Origin of the sequence: Nonomuraea sp. NPDC050556, from assembly GCF_044457355.1 — a bacterium.
Lineage (GTDB): Bacteria > Actinomycetota > Actinomycetes > Streptosporangiales > Streptosporangiaceae > Nonomuraea.
In genome coordinates, this window is sequence record NZ_JBITGU010000001.1 from 2,856,110 (window position 1) to 2,873,474 (window position 17,365).

Annotated in this window: 14 protein-coding genes; 6 read left to right on the plus strand and 8 right to left on the minus strand. The window is 72.2% G+C overall.

Annotation, left to right across the window (positions count from 1 at the left end):
- The first annotated feature begins 7 nt into the window (after positions 1-7).
- The 3 genes from ACIBG8_RS13690 to ACIBG8_RS13700 all read left to right on the plus strand — a co-directional run bounded on the left by ACIBG8_RS13690 (position 8) and on the right by ACIBG8_RS13700 (position 6,621).
- Positions 8-3,445 carry a WD40 repeat domain-containing serine/threonine protein kinase gene (locus tag ACIBG8_RS13690; RefSeq protein ID WP_397343022.1) on the plus strand — a complete coding sequence of 1,146 codons (3,438 nt, stop codon included), beginning with the start codon at positions 8-10 and terminating at the stop codon, positions 3,443-3,445.
- A gap of 46 nt (positions 3,446-3,491) precedes the next feature.
- Positions 3,492-5,804, plus strand: a complete 2,313-nt coding sequence (locus tag ACIBG8_RS13695) for an ATP-binding protein (RefSeq protein WP_397343023.1) — start codon at positions 3,492-3,494, stop codon at positions 5,802-5,804.
- Positions 5,805-5,871: 67 nt separating this feature from the next.
- Positions 5,872-6,621, plus strand: a complete 750-nt coding sequence (locus tag ACIBG8_RS13700; protein WP_397343024.1) for an AMP-binding protein — start codon at positions 5,872-5,874, stop codon at positions 6,619-6,621.
- Here ACIBG8_RS13700 and ACIBG8_RS13705 read toward each other — a convergent pair.
- The 6 genes from ACIBG8_RS13705 to ACIBG8_RS13730 are packed head-to-tail and all read right to left on the minus strand — an operon-like array spanning position 6,584 to position 12,109.
- Positions 6,584-7,996: a sensor histidine kinase gene (locus tag ACIBG8_RS13705; protein WP_397343025.1), complete on the minus strand. Its 1,413-nt coding sequence runs from the start codon at positions 7,994-7,996 to the stop codon at positions 6,584-6,586. The genes ACIBG8_RS13700 and ACIBG8_RS13705 overlap by 38 nt on opposite strands.
- Positions 7,993-8,682 carry a response regulator transcription factor gene (locus ACIBG8_RS13710; RefSeq protein WP_397343026.1) on the minus strand — a complete coding sequence of 230 codons (690 nt, stop codon included), beginning with the start codon at positions 8,680-8,682 and terminating at the stop codon, positions 7,993-7,995. Before ACIBG8_RS13710 ends, ACIBG8_RS13705 begins: the two co-directional genes overlap by 4 nt.
- Complete coding sequence (locus ACIBG8_RS13715) at positions 8,679-9,131, minus strand: hypothetical protein (protein ID WP_397343027.1); 453 nt, start codon at positions 9,129-9,131, stop codon at positions 8,679-8,681. The genes ACIBG8_RS13710 and ACIBG8_RS13715 overlap by 4 nt, the downstream gene beginning before the upstream one ends.
- Before the next feature lie 13 nt (positions 9,132-9,144).
- A complete protein-coding gene (locus tag ACIBG8_RS13720) occupies positions 9,145-10,347 on the minus strand; it encodes an ABC transporter permease (RefSeq protein WP_397343028.1) in 1,203 nt (400 codons plus the stop codon).
- Entirely contained in the window at positions 10,344-11,039 is a 696-nt protein-coding gene (locus ACIBG8_RS13725; RefSeq protein WP_397343029.1) for an ABC transporter ATP-binding protein, read from the minus strand. Before ACIBG8_RS13725 ends, ACIBG8_RS13720 begins: the two co-directional genes overlap by 4 nt.
- Positions 11,036-12,109, minus strand: coding sequence for an efflux RND transporter periplasmic adaptor subunit (locus tag ACIBG8_RS13730; RefSeq protein WP_397343030.1), 1,074 nt, complete (start codon positions 12,107-12,109; stop codon positions 11,036-11,038). The genes ACIBG8_RS13725 and ACIBG8_RS13730 overlap by 4 nt, the downstream gene beginning before the upstream one ends.
- Positions 12,110-12,243: 134 nt before the next feature.
- Here ACIBG8_RS13730 and ACIBG8_RS13735 point away from each other — a divergent pair, with 134 nt between their 5' ends.
- Positions 12,244-13,662: an efflux RND transporter periplasmic adaptor subunit gene (locus ACIBG8_RS13735; RefSeq protein ID WP_397343031.1), complete on the plus strand. Its 1,419-nt coding sequence runs from the start codon at positions 12,244-12,246 to the stop codon at positions 13,660-13,662.
- Here the strand turns inward: ACIBG8_RS13735 and ACIBG8_RS13740 are convergent.
- On the minus strand, positions 13,659-14,141 hold the full coding sequence (locus tag ACIBG8_RS13740) for an Lrp/AsnC family transcriptional regulator (protein ID WP_397343032.1): 483 nt from the start codon (positions 14,139-14,141) through the stop codon (positions 13,659-13,661). The genes ACIBG8_RS13735 and ACIBG8_RS13740 overlap by 4 nt on opposite strands.
- Before the next feature lie 45 nt (positions 14,142-14,186).
- On the opposite strand from ACIBG8_RS13740, the gene ACIBG8_RS13745 reads away from it, so the two are divergent.
- Both ACIBG8_RS13745 and ACIBG8_RS13750 read left to right on the plus strand, forming a co-directional pair.
- On the plus strand, positions 14,187-15,014 hold the full coding sequence (locus ACIBG8_RS13745) for an NAD-dependent epimerase/dehydratase family protein (protein ID WP_397343033.1): 828 nt from the start codon (positions 14,187-14,189) through the stop codon (positions 15,012-15,014).
- The gene (locus ACIBG8_RS13750) at positions 15,011-15,859 is read left to right on the plus strand and encodes an aldo/keto reductase (RefSeq protein ID WP_397343034.1); all 849 of its coding nucleotides are present in this window, start codon (positions 15,011-15,013) and stop codon (positions 15,857-15,859) included. Before ACIBG8_RS13745 ends, ACIBG8_RS13750 begins: the two co-directional genes overlap by 4 nt.
- Here the strand turns inward: ACIBG8_RS13750 and ACIBG8_RS13755 are convergent.
- Positions 15,825-17,321: an alkaline phosphatase D family protein gene (locus ACIBG8_RS13755; protein WP_397343035.1), complete on the minus strand. Its 1,497-nt coding sequence runs from the start codon at positions 17,319-17,321 to the stop codon at positions 15,825-15,827. The genes ACIBG8_RS13750 and ACIBG8_RS13755 overlap by 35 nt on opposite strands.
- Between the last annotated feature and the right edge of the window lie 44 nt (positions 17,322-17,365).

Here is a 17,365-nt window from a genome sequence, read left to right on the forward strand (position 1 = left end):
AACGGTCGTGGATCAGCTGAGCGGGGATGATCCCCAGCGTGTCGGCGGCTACTGGCTGGCCGGGCGGCTGGGTGCGGGGGGACAGGGCGTCGTCTACGACGCCTACGACGGCGAGGGCGCCAGGGTCGCGGTGAAGGTGCTGCACGCCTCGGGGGCGGCGCGGCCCGCGCGTGAGGTCGCCGCCGCCCAGCGGGTGGCGTCGTTCTGCACCGCCAGGGTGCTGGCCGCCGATCTGGGGGCGGCCAGGCCGTACATCGTGTCGGAGTACGTGCCGGGCCCGAGCCTGCGCGCGGCCGTCGAGGGGGGCCGCCGGTTCACCGGCGACGATCTGCACCGGCTGGCGACCGCCGTCGCGACGGCGCTGACCGCCGTGCACGAGGCCGGGGTGGTGCACCGCGACCTCAAGCCGGACAACGTGCTCCTCGGCCCGGACGGGCCGAGGGTGATCGACTTCGGCATCGCCAGGACGCTGGACATGTCGCTGACCGCGCCGGGCGAGCTGTCGGGCACGCCCGCCTACATGGCGCCCGAGGTCTTCACCGGGCAGCGCGCGGGCGCGCCCGCGGACGTCTTCGCCTGGGGCGCGATCATGGTGTTCGCCGCGACGGGCGCCGAGCCGTTCCGCGCCGACGACCTGGGCGCCGTCATGCACCGGGTGCTCTCGATCCACCCCGACCTGGACGACCTGCCCGCCTCCCTGCGCCCGCTGGTCTCCTCAGCGCTGGAGAAGGACCCCGAGGTACGGCCGACCGCGAGGGAGCTGCTGCTGGCGCTGGTCAGCGGCAACGGCGCGGGCACCGCCGAGCTGCTCAGCCGGGGCAGCCGCGCCGCCGAGGGCATCCACGTCGGCGCGAACGCCGATCCCGAGCTGAGCACGCTGGCCGAGGACGCCTACGCCGCGCTCGCCCCGCAGGACAGGGAGCTGGTCGCCGAGGTGTTCCTGCGGCTGATCGCGATCGCGCCTGACGGCGAGGAGACCGGCCGCAGGACGGCCAGGGCCGAGCTGGTCGGCGGGCGCGGCGAGGAGGAGGTCGCGGCGATCGACCGGATCCTGCGCGCCTTCGCCTACGTCGTCGCGGAACGGGACGGCCACGTGACGCTGTCGCGCCCCGCGCTGCTGCGCGCCTGGCCACGGTTACGCGTGTGGGTGGACGCCGACAGGGACGGCCTGACCGTACTCAACCAGATCAACACCGCGGCGCGGCACTGGACAGACCACGGCCGCCGCGACGCCGACCTGCTGCAGGGCACCCGTCTGGAGGCCGCGCTCGGCTGGGCGGCGACCGGGCGGCGCAACATCACGCTGACGCCGCGCGAGCGCGACTTCCTGCAGGCGGGCACGCGACTGACGCGCAGGCGCACCACGCGCAGGCGCCTCACCACGGTCGCGCTGGCCTGCCTGCTGGTGGCGGCGCTCGCGGCCGGCGGCCTCGCCGTACGGCAGAGCAGCGAGGTCGAACGGCAGAGCGCACTGGTGACCGGGCAGCGCAACGCGGCCCTGGCACGCGCGGCGGCGCGCGAGGCGGACCTGCTGCGCGCCGCCGATCCCACCAGGGCGATGCTGCTGAGCGTGGCCGCATGGCGGCTGCACGACAGCGCGGAGACCCGCTCCAGCCTGATGAACGCGGCCCACCAGCGGGAGAGCACGATCCTGGAGACCTCGGGCTCGTTCAGCGCGGACGGGACGACCCTGGCAGAGGTGGACCAGGAGGGGGTGCGGCTGATCGACGTCGCCACCGGCAGGCGGACGGCGACCTGGACCAAGCCTGCCTTCGCGACCCTGGAGATCCGCGACTACGCGCTGAGCCGCACCGGGCGTTTCCTGGCCGTGAGCTCGGAGTTCGACATCGCCGTCTATGACGCCAGGAACGGCACGGAGATCAGGCGGGTGGAACTGCGCGCCGTGTACCTGGGGGTGCGCCTGGCCTTCACCGCGCACGAGCCGACCCTGTCCATCGTCACCGGCGAGACCGCCTACCTGTGGGACTCCTCCAAGGGAGGCGGGGTCGGTGCGGGCTGGCCGAGCGTCACCGACGTCGCCGTCTCCCCCAAGGGCGACCTGGCTGCGGTGGCGACCAAGGACGGGAAGGTGTCGATCCTGCGGCTGCCGGGCCGCGAGCGGGTCTTCCCCAAGGCCTGCGACGAGGACGGCAAGGAGGTGCCCGCCTTCACCCCGGACGGCGCCACCTTGGTGTGCGCCGGCTGGGAGATCAAGTCCTACGACACCGCGACCGGGCGGCCGCGTCCGGCGGGCGCGTGGCAGGGGCCCGCACCGACCGGCGCCAGGATCAGCGGCGACGGCGCGCTGCTGCTCGCCTTCCACAACAGGGACGTGCGCGTCTGGAACCTGGCCGAGCGGCGCGAGGTGCTGTCCTACCGCGCGGACACCGAGGTGAGCGACGTGCGGGCCGCATCGGCTCGTGGCCCGCTGCGGGTGATGGCCGGGCAGGTGCTCACCCTCGCGATGCCGCCGGGCGTCGAACGGGTGGCCGAGGGGGCGGTCGAGGCCGCGCTGACCGGCGACGCGCGGTGGGTTGTGCTGCGCGACAGGAAGGACGGCGTCCCCATCCGGCTGCGTGACCTGCGCACCCGCGCCCCGGGACCGAAGCTCGAGGTCACGGGCGAGTTCGCCGCCGTCGACCCCACCGGGCGGATGGTGGTGACGCGCTCGGCGAACCTGGAGGCGTGGGACGTCGCGACGGGCAGGCGGCTGTGGGCCAGACCCGTCGAGGGCAACCTGGACTGGCGGGGCGTGACCTTCTCCCCCGACGGCAGGCTCATCGGCACCGGGCTGGTCGCCCTGGGCGACGGCGCGTCAGGATACGTCTCCGAGGACAGGACGATGATCCTCGACGCCGCCTCCGGCAGGGTCCTGCGCAGCATGCTCGACCCGGTGGGCGGCGGCGCGTTCACCCCTGACAGCCGCCAGTACGTCAACAACGGCGGCCTGGTGGTCGACGTGGGCGGCGGCGAGGAGAGCGAGCTCGGCACAGACTCGGTGGGGGCCGATCTGGTGATCAGCCCGACCGGCGTCGTGGCAGCCGACGCCGGTGAGGGGCGGGTCGGTCTGTGGTCGCTGGCCGGGCGCCGGTTGCTCAAACCGCTGCTGCGCGGGGCGCGCGACGAGGTCAGGTTCCTGGCCTTCACCGGCGACGGCAGCCTGCTCGCCAGTGTGGGCGAAGGGGGCACCCTGCAGATCTGGGACGTCGCGGCGGGGAGCCGGGTCGGCGGGGCGATCGGCATCAGGGGCGGCGGGGTGGAGTCGGTGGCGTACGACGCGGCGCGCCGGGCCTTCGTGCTCGTCACGGAGGAGGGGTGGCTGCACGAGGTCACCGTGGACCCGGAGCGGATGGCGACCGACGTCTGCGCCCGCGCCGCCCGCTCCCTGACCGCGGCGGAGTGGGCTCAGCACCTGCCCGGCGTGCCGTACCGCGCCACTTGCTGAGCCCTTCCGGTGGCGACGCTCGGCCACAGATGTCACACTGCGCGTGATGGTTGCCGTTCTTCCCCTGGAGCCCAATGTGTTCGTCGGCCGTGAGGCCGACATCACGGAGCTGACCCGCCTCGTCGTGGCCGGGCGCGTCACCACGCTCTGTGGCACGGGCGGGATCGGCAAGAGCCGCCTGGCCGTCCGCGTCGCCAGGGAGCTGGCCCCGCAGTTCGCCGACGGCGTCTACCTCGTCGAGCTGGCCGAGCTGGCCAGCGCCCACCACTTCGCCGAGCGCGTCGCCTCGACCCTCGGCCTGCAGTCGGACACGCTGATGCCGTCCCTGCGCGCCAGCAACTCCCTCATCCTGCTCGACAACTGCGAGCACCTCATCGAACCCGCAGCCAACCTGTGCACGGAGATCGTCACCACCTGCCCCGACGTGCGCGTCCTGGCCACCAGCCGCGAGTCGCTCAGGGTGCCTGGCGAGACGGTGTGGCGCATGCAGCCGCTCGGCATCAGGGACGAGGCGACCCGCCTGTTCCGCGAGCGGGCAAGGCGGGACATCAACCCCCTGCACGACGAGCGCATCGGCGAGATCTGCGCCGCGCTCGACGGCATCCCGCTGGCCATCGAGCTGGCCGCGGCCATGACCAGGGTGCTGTCCGTCGACCAGATCGGCGACCGGCTGGCCGACCGCTTCACGCTGCTGAACGGCGGTGACCGTACGGTCCCCCCGCGCCAGCGCTCGCTGAGCGCCACCATCGGCTGGAGCCACCGCCTGCTGGACGTCAGGGAACGGCTGCTGCTGCGCCGCCTGGCCGTGTTCACCGGCGTCTGGACGCTGGGGCTGGCCGAGTCGGTCTGCTCGGGCCCCGACCTGGCGCCGGAGGAGGTCCTGCCGCTGCTGACGGAGCTGGTCGACAAGTCGCTCGTGCTCACCGTCGGCGAGGTGGCGGGCGAGAGCACCTACCGGATGCTGGAGACCGTACGCCAGTTCGTCACCCAGGAACCGCTCGACCCCGCCCTGCACCGCAGGCATCTGGACGCCGTCGAGGAGCTGGTCGCCGCCGGGGTCGCGGTCCTGCTCAGCCCCACGCCCGGCTACTGGCCGATGCTGGCGGCCTGGGCGAACCTGGGCGAGGCGCTGTTCGCCGACCTGTTCGCGGCGCTGCTGCGCGCGCCTGAGCTCGGCAGGACCGCGCAGGGCCTGCAGATCCTGTGGTCGCTGCGCTGGATGCTGGCCACCCAGGGCCGCTGGGAGGAGTCGGCGCGCCACATCGACCTGCTGCTCCCCTCCATCGAGGACGCGCCCACCCGGCTGGTGGGCGAGGTCACGGCCATGCGCGGGCTGCTGGGCCTCCTGCTCGGCCGGTCCGAGGAGGGCGCGGCGTTCATGCGCCGGGCGATCACGATGTGCCGGGCGTCGGGCAGCACCCCGGGCGAGGCGCTGGCGCTCGCGGGCCTGGCCTCGCTCGGCGCGCAGGACGCCGACTTCACCCAGGCCTACACGCTGGCCAAGCTCACGAGCGGCGACGACCCCTTCCTGCCCTCCTACGTGCACTACCTCCACGCCAGGACGCTGCAGGCGGCGGGACGGCTGCACGAGGCCGAGCTGATCTACCAGGAGGAGGGCGCCGCCTGGCTCGGCATCAACGACCAGGTCTCCGCCTGGGTGGCCACCGGGCTCGCCGAGGTCGCGCACGCACGCGGCGAGCTGAGCGCCGCCTACAACCACTACGCCGAGGCGCTCGACTACTACCGCTACACCGAGAGCGACGAGCCGCGCCTGCCCGCCGTCATCGGCCTGGGCACCGTCGCGCTCGACCGGGGTGACCACCAGGCGGCCAGGCGGTGGCTGACCCAGGGGCTGCGCAAGTGCGAGCGGCTGTCCCTGCGGCGTTACGCCACCCAGCTCCTGGAGGCGTTCGCGGGCCTGGAAAGCGCCGTGGGCGCCCATCAGCGTGCCGTACGGCTGGCCGGGGCGTCCGGCGCGCAGCAGAGCGCCAGGATCCAGAAGGTCCTCGAACGGGCCAAGGCGGCGATCGGCGAGGCGCAGGCCGCGCACCTGTGGCGGGAGGGCGCCGCGATGTCGCTGGGCGCGGCGATCGAGTGCGCGGTCGCCGCGCTCCAGGAAACGCCCGCCGCCCCGCCTCCCGCCGCCGCCCCCGCCGACCCGCCGCCCACGCTCACCGCGCGCGAGCGCGAGATCGCCAAGCTGGTGGCGCGCGGGCTGAGCAACCGGGCGATCGCCGACGAGCTCGTGATCAGTCCGGCCACCTCGGCCAGGCACGTGGCCAACATCCTGGCCAAGCTGAGCTTCTCCTCCCGCGCCCAGATCGCCGTCTGGGCCACCGAGGTCTTCAAAGATCACTGAGATCTACATCGCGACCTACACACATCTGTCAATGTGCCGGACGAGCTCGATCTCTACCGTCGAGGGCATGACAGTCTTCCCTCCAGGCTCGGTGGCCGGCGCGGTGCTCAGCGCCGCGCGCGGCGACCGGCCGGCGCTCCTCGACCTGGCTGCAGGAAGCGCCCACACCCACCGGGAGCTGGCCGAGGTGGTGGCCGGAGCGGCCGGCGGGCTCGTCCGGCGCGGCGCCAGGCCCGGTCAGGTCGTCGGGGTGCTGACCGGCACCACCACGGCACAGACGCTGGCCGTGCACGCGGTGATGGCGGCGGACGGCACGGCGGCGCCGCTGTCGCCGGACAGGGACCCGGCCGCCGTCCTGCGCGAGTGGGACGCGCGCATGCTGATCGTCACCCCCGACCTGGCCGAGCCGGCGCTGGAGCTGGCCGACGACACACCGGTCAGGCAGCTGATCTGCATCGGCGGCGCGCCGGACTGCGTCGACTTCGCCGACCTCCTGACCGGCGAGCAGGACCCGCTGCCGGACATCGACCCGGTGTCCAGGCTGGCACTGGTGATGGGGCGCGAGGCGCTCACCCACGCCGAGCTGCTGGCGTTCATGCCGGGTCTGGCCAGGCTGGAGGCGGCCGACGTCCTGCTCGTCTCCGGGGGCGGCCGGGTGCCCGTGCCGCTGGTCGCGCTGGCCCTGCAGCGCGGCGCGCTCGTCGTGGCGGCGCACCACGCCACGTCGGAGCTCGTACTCCAGCACGGCGTCACGGCGATCGGCCAGGACGGCGGCACGGTCAGGCAGGTGACGTACGGTCGGCGCGGGGCAAAGTGACGCGGAAGCGGGCGCCCTTGCCCGGCGAGCTCGCCGCGCCGATCGTGCCGCCGTGCGCGGCCACCAGGGCGGCAGCGATGGACAGGCCGAGCCCGGTGCCTCCTGGGCTGCGCGCGGGGTCGGCGCGGTAGAAACGTTCGAAGACCTTCTCCGCGACCTCCTCGGGGAAGCCGGGCCCCTCGTCGGCCACCTCGACGACCGCCATCCCGTCCTCCACCCCCACCGCCACGCTGAACGGCGTGCCGGGCGGGGTGTGCTTCAGCGCGTTGCCCACCAGGTTGCCCAGCACCTGGCCCAGCCGCGAGGCGTCGCCGACGACCACGGCGTCCTCGCCGTCCAGCCGGACCAGCGTGATCTCCCGGTCCGGCGCCAGCGTCTGCGCGTCGACGACGGCGCTGGCCGCCAGGTCGAGCAGGTCGACCCTGCCCTCCTCCAGCGGCCTGTGCTGGTCGAGCCTGGCCAGCAGCAGCATGTCGTCGACCAGGAGGCCCATGCGGGCCGCCTGGTCCTCGATGCGGCGCAGCAGCCTGGCCGCCTCCTCCAGGTCCGGCGCCTCGCCCATGCGGAACAGCTCGGCGAAGCCCCTGATGGAGGTCAGCGGGGTGCGCAGCTCGTGCGAGGCGTCGGTGACGAACCTGCGCATCAGCTCCTCCGACCTGCGCGCCTCCGTGGCGGCCGACTCGCGCTGCTGGACGGCCTGCTCGATCTGGGCCAGCATGCCGTTCAGCGCCTGGCTGAGCTTGCCGACCTCGGTGCGCTCGTCGCCGGGCGGGACGCGCCTGGCCAGGTCGCCGCCCGCGATGGCCTGGGCGGTGCGCTCGATCTCGCCGAGGGGGCGTAGGCTCCGCCGTACGAGGAGGTAGCAGGCCAGGCCGAGCACGGCCAGCGCGCCACCGCCCGCCACCGAGACGATCAGGGCGAGCTGGGAGACGGTGGCGTCCACGTCGGCGAGGCTGACCGCGACGGCTCTGCTGCGCCCGTCCTGGCCAGGCACGGCCACGACGCGCCAGGTGGGGCCGCCCGGGGTGGTGGAGTCCACGGTGAACGGGCGGAGCTGCCGGCTGACCACGTCGTCGTGGGTGAGCCTGGGCAGGTTGGGGGCGGCGGACTCGGTGGACTCGGCGACCGTGCGGAGCACCGTGCCGTCGGCCGCGATGACGACGCGGTGGAACAGGCCGAACATGCGCGGCGGCGGCCTCGGCCCGACCGGGGGCGGCCGCTCCTGGCCCGCCATCATGGTGACGGCGCGCAGCTGCTCGTCGACGCGGTCGACCAGGTAGCCGCGCAGGAGCCTGATGGCGAACACGCCGGTCAGCGCGAGCGCCAGGGTGACCAGCGCCAGCGTCCCGGCGACCAGCCGCAACCTCAGCGTCATGGGCGCGGGGCGCGCAGGATGTAGCCGACGCCGCGCAGCGTGTGCAGCAGGCGCGGCTCGCCGTTGTCGACCTTGCGCCGCAGGTAGGAGACGTACGACTCGACCACGCCCACCTCGGTCCTGTCGTCGCCGGTCCAGATGTGGTCGAGGATCTGCGCCTTCGACAGCACCCGGCCGGTGTTGACCATGAAGTAGTGCAGCAGCCGGAACTCGGTCGGCGACAGCCGTACCGGCTTGCCTGCCTTCCACACCAGATGGGCCTCCTCGTCCAGCTCCAGGTCGGCCACCTGCAGCCGCACCGGGCCCACGATCCCATGGGTACGGCGGAGCACGGCCCTGATCCGCGCCACCACCTCCTCCAGGCTGAACGGCTTGGTCACGTAGTCGTCGCCGAGCTTCAACCCGGCGATCTTGTCCTCCGACCCGTCGCGCGCGGTGACGAACAGCACGGGCACCGCGCGTCCCGCCGAGCGCAGCCGGTTGGCGACGGTGAAACCGTCGAGGTCGGGCAGCATCACGTCGAGGACGATCAGGTCGGGCGAGGAGGACTCGGCGATCCGCAGCGCCTCCTTGCCGTCGGCCGCCGAGACCACCTCGAACCCGGCCATGCGCAGCGAAGCCGACAGCAGCTCCCTGATGTTGGGTTCGTCGTCGACGACCAGCAGCCTGGCCTCGGGCTCCCTCATCGCATGCCCCCTCCCTCGGTCACCGACGTGGCCGCGTCCTTGTCGCCCTGCACGACGACGGTGCTGCCGGGCTCGAGATCGGACACCTCGCCGTCCTTGGTGACCTTGACCGCGGTCTCGCCCGTGGTGGTGACGACGACCGTGGAGCCGTCCATGGTCTTGATGTGGATCTTGGCGCCGTCGACCTTCTCGATCGTGCCGACGGTCATCCCGGCGCGGCCCTGGCCCTGCTGGCCCGGCTGCCTGCTTCCGAAGCCCTGCCCGTAGCCCTGGGCCTGCCTGGCCTGGCCGGGTACGGCCTGCGTGGCCGTACCCCCGAAGGCCTTCTGGCCCTGGATGCCGATCAGCACCCCGGCCACCAGCACCACCCCGGCGGCCAGCCCGATGGTGAGCTTGGACGGCTTGCGCCCCGCGTGCGCCGCGAGTTCCGTCTCGAGGTCGTCGGTCACCGTGTCACTCCTGTCACTCATGGCGCAACGCCTGGATGGGCCGCAGCTTGGCGGCCCTGTTGGCCGGGTAGCTGCCGAAGAACAGCCCGATGCCCACCGACACGCCGAGCGCCAGCACGACGGACGAGGGCACGAGCACCGGCTCGATCCCGGCGATGGTGAACCTGGTCCCGATGAACGCGATCACCACTCCGGACAGCCCGCCCACGAGGCTGAGCAGCGTCGCCTCCACCAGGAACTGGCCGAGGATCGCGCTCCTGGGCGCGCCGATCGCCTTGCGGATGCCGATCTCCCTGGTCCGCTCGGTGACGGTGACGAGCATGATGTTGGTGATGCCGATGCCGCCCACCAGCAGCGAGATCGCCGCGACCGCCGCGAGCAGCACGGTGAACGTGCCGGTGGCCGCGCTGACGGTCTCCTGGAGGGTTGCCTGGTTGAGCACCCGGTAGTCGGCCGTCCGGGTGCCGGTGATGCCGTGCCGCTGGTTGAGTACCGCGGTGACCTCGGCCTGCGCGCTCTCGGTCGTGGTGGAGCCGGTGGCCTGCACGACGATCGAGCTGAGCGACCCGAACCCGGTCAGAGACTGCTGTACGGCGGGCAGCGGCGCGATGGCCACGTCGTCGGCGTCCTGCATGCCGCTGGAGCCCGCCTCCTTCAGCACGCCGACCACGGTGAACGGCACGCCGGACACGCTGACCGCCTTCCCGATCGGGTCGACGGCGCCGAACAGCTCCTCGGCCACGGTCTGGCCGATGACCATGACCTTCCTGGCCGAGGTCACGTCGTCGGCGAAGAAGTAGGTGCCCTTCGCGACCGGTTTGTTCATCGCCTCGAAGTAGGCCGGGTAGGTGCCGACGAGCTGCGCGATGCTGTGCGTCGCAGACTCGTAGGTGGCGGCGGCCGACTGCTGGGTGACGACGGGCGAGACGCTCTTGACCGACGGGCTGCCGTTCATCGCCCTGGCGTCGTCGAGGGCGAGCCTGCGCCCCTGGGTACGCGGGCCGCCGCCGCCCTGGAAGGAGGGCGAGATGGTCACCGTGTTGGCGCCCAGCCGCTGGATGTTCTTGGTGATGCTCTGCGAGGAGCCCTCGCCGACGGCGACCAGCAGGATCACGGCCGCGACGCCGATGAGGATGCCGAGCGTGGTCAGGGCGCTGCGGAGCTTGTTGGCCATGAGGCCGCGCAGGGCGAAGCGGAGGATCTCGAGCTGGTTCACCGGGTGTCCTCGACGATCTGGCCGTCCACGAGCCTGATGACCCGCCTGGTGTGCGCGGCCACGTCGTCCTCGTGGGTGATGATGACGATCGTCCTGCCCGCCTTGTTGAGCTCGTCCATGATCGACAGGACGTCGGCTGTCGATCTGGTGTCGAGGTTGCCGGTCGGCTCGTCGGCCAGCAGCAGCGCGGGCTCGGTGACCAGGGCCCTGGCGACGGCGACGCGTTGCTGCTGGCCGCCGGACAGCTCGTTGGGCTCGTGCTTGACCCGGTCGGCCAGGCCCACCTCCTCCAGCGCTCTCAGCGCTCGTTTCCTCCGCTCGGCCACGCCCATGCCGCCATAGGTGAGGGGCAGCTCGACGTTGGCCAGGGCGCTCATCCTGGGGATGAGGTTGAACGACTGGAAGACGAAGCCGATCTTCCTGTTGCGGAGGACGGCCTGCTGGTGCTCGTTGAGGGTGCCGACGTCGACGCCGTCGATGAGATAGCGGCCGGTGGTCGGGATGTCGAGGCAGCCGAGGATGTTCATCAGCGTCGACTTGCCGGAGCCCGAGGCGCCCATGATGGCCACGTAGTCGCCCTGCTCCACGTCGATGCTGACCCCGCGCAGCGCTCTGACCTGGGCGTCGCCCTCGCCGTACACCTTGGTGAGATCCTCGACCCGCAGGACCGGCGCGGTCACCTGGGTGGTCATCGGCCGCCTCCGGGAACCGGGTTTCCGCCGCCGCCGGGGAAGCCGCCGCCGAAGCCGCCCTGGCGCTGGCTGCCGCCGGTGGTGGTCGTGGTGACGGCCGGGGGCACCACCTGGTCGCCCTCCTGGACGCCCGACTTGATCTCGGTGGTCGCCGTTCCCTGGACGCCGAGCTCGACGACCGTCCTGGTCTGCACGCCGTTCTTCAGCAGCGTGACCGTGCTCTGGCCACCCGCGGTGCTGATCGCGGTGGTCGGTACGGAGACCGCGTTCTCCGCCCTGCCCACCTCGACCTGGACGGTGGCGGTCTGGCCGAGCCTGACCTGCTTGGGGACCTTGGTGAAGGTGACGGTCACCGGATACTGCACGACGTTGTCGCTGGTGGCGGCTACGGGCTCGATCTGGGTGATCTTGCCGGTGGCCTGGGTGCCCGGCAGGGCGTCGAAGGTGACGGACGCCTCCTGACCGAGCTTGAGCTTGGCGACGTCCGACTCGGTGAAGTTGCCGACGAGCTGCAGCTTCCCGGTGTCGGCGAGCTGCACGAACCCCGCCGGGGCGTTCTGTCCCGTCCCCTGGACGCTGGACGAACCGCCCACCGTGCCGTTGACCGCGGTGACCGTGGCGGCGAACGGAGCCTTGAGTACGGTGCCCGCCACCACCCGCTCCGCCTGCCGGTAGGCGTTGCGCGCCTTCACGTACGAGGCGTAGAGCGCCGTGGTCGAGGTGCCCGCCTCCACGGCCTCGTCGTAGGTCGACTCCGCCGCCGCCAGGCTCTCGCGCGCCGCGTCGTCGTCCAGCCGGGCCAGCAGCTGGCCCTTGGCCACCTTGTCGCCCGCCTTGACGTAGATCTTCTCGACCGTGCCCGAGGCGGCGAAGCTGAGCGATCTGGCCTTGGCGCTGGCCACGGAGCCCGAGGCGGACACCGACGCCACGACCGTGCCGCGGGTCGCCGCGACCGTGCGCACCGCCGTCTCGCCGGCCGCGCGCCCGGCGCCGAGCTGGGTGTAGGCCAGCCCCGCCCCGCCCAGCAGGAGGATCCCGAGGACCCCGTTGGTTATCAGCGCTTTCTTCACAGAGCGTGACCCTTGCACACCATCCTTCGCCCCAGCCTCAGGCTGGCTGAGTGTTACCTGTCAACTCCGGCACTCAGGTAACTCCCAGCTCGCTGGCAGGTGGGTGTGAACCTGGTGGCCCATGATGGTCGGCCATGACCATTCCACGCACGGCGCTCACGCTCGGCGGGCTGGCTGTGGCCGTCGCCGCCTGCACCGGGGTGCTGTACGCCATGGGCGGCTCCGACCCGGCCGCCGTCCAGATCCAGCTCGCCTCGGCCAAGCGCGGAACCGTAAGCGCGTCGGTGTCTGCGGCGGGGAGCACGGCTTCCGGCACGTCGCGGGACCTGGCGTTCGGTGCTGCTGGAACGGTCACCAAGCTGTACGTCAGGCCGGGGATGCGGGTGCGCAAGGGCGCGGTGCTGGCGAGGGTGGACGGGACGGCGGCCCGCGAACAGTACGCGGCGGCCAAGGCCGACCTGGCGGCTGCGGAGGACGCCCTGTCCACAGCGGGCACCTGCACGACCAACGTCTCCTCAGGTGCCGGGGTGGTGGCCGCCTTCTACCGGGAGCCCACCCCCACGCCTTCCCCATCGGAAGAGCCGACCACCCACGAGCCGGAGCCCACAGCCACGGTGACGGTGACCGCGACGGCAACGGTGACCGTCACGGCGACGGCGACCGTGACGGCCTCGCCGTACCCGACCGCGCCCACCCCGACCTCGACCGCCCCCACCTCCCCGCCGTCGTCAGCCCCGAGCGCCTCCCCGACCTCCGGCGGGAGGCCGAGCGCGACACCGAGCAGCACCCCCACCGGAAAGCCCAGCACCACCCCCACCGCAAGGCCGACTGGTAAGCCCACCCCCAGCACCGGGGTCAGACCCTCGGGAAAGCCCACCACAGGCCCGAAGACCGCCTGCAAAACCCTCAGCGAGGACCAGGCCCAAGCCAACGTCGACCGCGCCGAAGCCGCCCTCGAAGAAGCGGAGCAGGCCGTCACCGGCACCCGCATCCTGGCCCCAGCGGCCGGAACCGTACTGACCGTGGCAGGAGCAGTCGGCGACACAGCGGGCACAGGCACCTTCATCAGCCTCGGCAACCTCAACGAGCTCCACGTGGAAGCCCTCTTCACCGAGTCGGACGTCAACCACCTCAAGCTGGGCCAGCAAGCCACGATCACCCTGGCCACCAGAAAGGGCCAGACCTACAACGGCACGGTCACCCGCATGGCCCCCACCGCCACCACGACCGACCAGCTCGTGCGCTACGCCGTGACGATCGCCTTCGACGACCCGCCCAAGGACCTCATGCTCGGCCAGACCGCCACCGTCGTGGTCACCACCGCCGAGGCGGACCAGGCCATCTACGTCCCCGCCCAGTCCGTACGCACCAGAGCCGACGGCACTGCGGTGGTCACCGTCGAGTCGGCGGGCACCCGCCAGGAACGCCAGGTGAAAACGGGAGTCCGCAGCGACACAGCCGTCCAGATCACCGAGGGCCTGACCGAGTCCGACAAGGTGGTCGTCACCGGCGCCACCACGGGCGAGTTCCCCGACACCACCTGGCCCGGCTAGTCGCGCGGCAGGATGACGCGCCGCTCGACCGGGGTGGACATGACGATCGAGGTCGTCGTGCGGCCCAGCGTGGAGATCTGCTCCAAAAGCTCCTCCAGGTGGCCGGTGTCCGCGACGGCGACCTTCATGATCCAGCAGTCCTCCCCCACCACGTGGTGCACCTCCAGCACCTCGGGCCGCGCGAGGAGCTCGACGGTCCTGGGGTGGCGCAGGGTGTAGCCGCCGTGCGGGTTGACGCGGACGAAGGCGAGCAGGTGGTAGCCGAGCCGGTCGGGCGCGACGACGGCGGTGTAGCCGGTGATGGTCCCTTCCGCCTCCAGCCTGCGGATACGCTCTCCAACGGCGGCGGGACTGAGCTGGACGCGACGGCCGAGCTCGCTGAGGGTGATGCGGCCGTCCACCTGCACCAGTTCGAGGAGCCGCAGATCGATGGCGTCAAACCATCGATCTTTTGGTGATATCGCCGAAAGTCCCATCATTTCCTCTTCAAGCCGGGCACATTGCCTTGTGAGACTAGCGGAGCCATGAGAAACATCTGTGTCATCGGCGGTAGCCGGTACTTCGGTAAGCATCTGATCGAGCGCCTCCTCGCGGACGGCGCGCACGTCACCCTGGTCAACCGCGGCTCTGAGCCCGCGCCGCCCGGCGTCGAGCACCTGCTCGCCGACCGCGACGACGAGACGGCCCTGGTGGCCGCGCTGGGTGACCGTACCTTCGACGCGGTCATCGACCAGGTGTGTTACACCCCGGTCCAGGCGGCGATCGCCGCACGCGCCTTCGACGGCCGTACCGGGAGATATGTGATGACCTCCACCATCGAGGTCTACGACACCCTGGACGCGGACGAACCCGTCACCGAGATCGACCCGGCCACCTGGCCGGTCACGTCGGCGACCTCCTGGGGGTACGGCGAGGGCAAGCGGCAGGCCGAGGCCGTGCTCGCCGGGTCGGGACTGGCCTTCGCCAGCGTGCGCTCCACGCACGTGCTCGGCGGCCAGGACTTCACCGGGCGGCTCCAGCACTACGTGGACGCGATCCGCGAGAACAGGGAGATCGTGGTGCACCCGGCGCCCAGGCGCACGGTGTTCATCAACGACAGGGAGATCGCCGACGTGCTCTTCTGGGCGGCGGGAGAGACGTTCACCGGCCCGGTCAACGCCTGCTCGCACGGCGAGTTCGACGTGTTCGAGCTGTGCGCGCTGCTCGGCGGCGAGCCTCGCTTCACGGTGGGAGACGCCGACGTCTCGCCGTACTCCTTCGACCGCTACTACGCCATGTCCAACGAGCGCGCCACGAAGCTGGGCTTCACCTTCTCGCGTACCGCCGACTGGCTGCCCGAGCTGGTCGCATGAGGTACATCGGTAAGGTGCAGGCCGGGGAGATCGGGCTCGGCGCGATGCCGCTGTCCATCGAGGGACGCCCCGACGAGGCGCGCGCCATCGCGACCGTCCACGCGGCACTGGACGCCGGGGTGCGGCTGATCGACACCGCCGACTCCTACCACTGGCACGCGGGCGAGCGCGGGCACAACGAGCTGCTCGTCGCCAAAGCCGTGAAGGGCCGCGACGCCCTGGTGGCGACCAAGGGCGGGCGCGGCAGGCCGGGCGACGGGTCGTGGACCGTGGACGGCAGGCCCGAGTCGCTGGTGGCGGCGTGTGAAGGGTCGCTGAGCAGGCTCGGCGTCGAGGCGATCGGGCTGTACCAGCTCCACAAGCCCGACGAGGAAGTGCCGTGGGCGGAGTCGGTGGGCGCGCTGCGCACGCTCCTCGACGCGGGGAAGATCAGGATGGCTGGCCTGTCGAACGTGACGTCCGAGCAGATCCTCCAGGCGCGCGAGATCCTGGGCGACGACCTGGTGTCGGTGCAGAACAGGTACTCGCCCGAGGTGCGCGACAGCGAGCCGGAGCTGGAGCTGTGCACCGAGCTGGGGATCGCGTTCCTGCCGTGGAGCCCGCTCGGCGGGGTGTCGCGCAGCTCCCTGGAGCAGGGGGCCGCGCCGCACGCCGACGGCGCCTTCCACGCGGTAGCGGCCGAGCGCGGCATCAGCCCGCAGCGGGTGTGCCTGGCCTGGCACCTGTCGCGCTCGCCGGTCGTCATCCCCATTCCCGGCGCCAGCCGCCCGTCGAGCATCGCCGACTCGGCCCAGGCCGCCGGGCTGGTGCTCACGCCGGAGGAACTCGCCCTGCTTCCAGCGTGACCCGGTGGGTGGTTCTGGCCTTGGCGCCCCTGCGGGAGATGTAGTCGAGGGTACGGAAGTCCACCGACAGCTCCTTCTGCGTGAGGCGGGCCATGAGGTAGCCGCGGCGCTGGTCGATGTAGGAGATGTGCGGGTTCTCCTCCAGCGCCTCGGCGATCCACGCCTTGTCGCGGTAGCCGTCCCCGTCGCTCGCGATCGACGAGGTGACCAGCTCCTTGGCCACGACGGCCGAGTCCGGGTCGTCGAAGTCGAGCTTGAGGTCGGCGGCGTGGTGCATGTGCGCGTCGCCGGTCAGCACGACCGGGTTGGCCGTCCCCTGCATCAGGCGCAGTAGCCGGTCGCGCTCCGGCGCGTAGCCGTCCCACGAGTCCAGGTTCACCTCGCGGCCAGGCCCCACCTTGTAGTCGCGCTGCGTCATGAGGATCTGCTGCCCCACCAGGTTCCACCCGGCTGCCGAGCCGGTCAGTCCGTCCTGCAGCCAGCGCCACTGGTCGGCGCCGAGCAGGGTGCGCTCGGCCGACAGCCGCTCGTCGCACCCGGCGCGCACGCCGTCCAGGCAGGCCTGGTCGTCGCGGAACTGCCTGGTGTCCAGCAGGTGGAAGCGGGCCAGCTTCCCCCACGAGACGCGCCTGTTGACCCGCAGCACCGCGCCCTGGAGGCTGGCCCTGCGCAGCGGCATGTTCTCGTAGTAGGCGCGGAAGGCGTCGGCCCTGCGCCTGGCGAAGTCCGGCGCGCCGGTGCTGGAGACCGGGCCGGCCCAGTTGTTCTCGATCTCATGGTCGTCGAAGGCCACCAGCCACGGGGCGACCGCGTGCGCGTGCTGCAGGTCGGGGTCGCTCTTGTACTGCGCGTGCCGCAGCCGGTACTCGGCCAGCGTCGCGCACTTGCCGGCGGTGTGCGTGCGCACCTTGCCCGCCAGCGCGGTGTAACCGCTGGGGCCGTACTCGTACATGTAGTCGCCGAGGTGCACGACCAGCTCGGGCTCCTGCTCGGCCAGCCGCCGGTAGGCGGTGTAGAAGCCGTGCTCGTAGTGGGCGCAGGCGGCGACGGCGAACGTCAGCGGCTGCACCCCGTCGGGCGTCGTCCTGGTGCGGCCGGCCGGGGAGAGCCTGCCCTGCGACCTGAACCGGTAGAAGTACTCGCGCCCGGGTTGGAGCCCGGCCAGCTCGACGTGCACGCTGTGCGCGTCGCGCCAGGTCGCGGTGGTCGTGCCGTCTCTGACGACGTCGGAGAAACGTTCGTCGGTGGCGACCTGCCACTGGACGTCGACGTCGCGGGACGGCATGCCGCCGTGCCCGCCCGCGCCCAGCGGGTCGACGGCGAGGCGGGTCCAGAGGACGAACCCGTCGGTGGACGGGTCTCCCGAGGCCACCCCGAGCGTGAAGGGGTCGCTGGAGAGGGTCCTGGAGGGGGTGGCGAAGGGGGCTGCTGCGGCTACGGCGAGGAAGGATCTGCGGTCCACGCCCCAGGTATGTCCACCCTGGCTGACCCGCCCGTGTCGGGCGA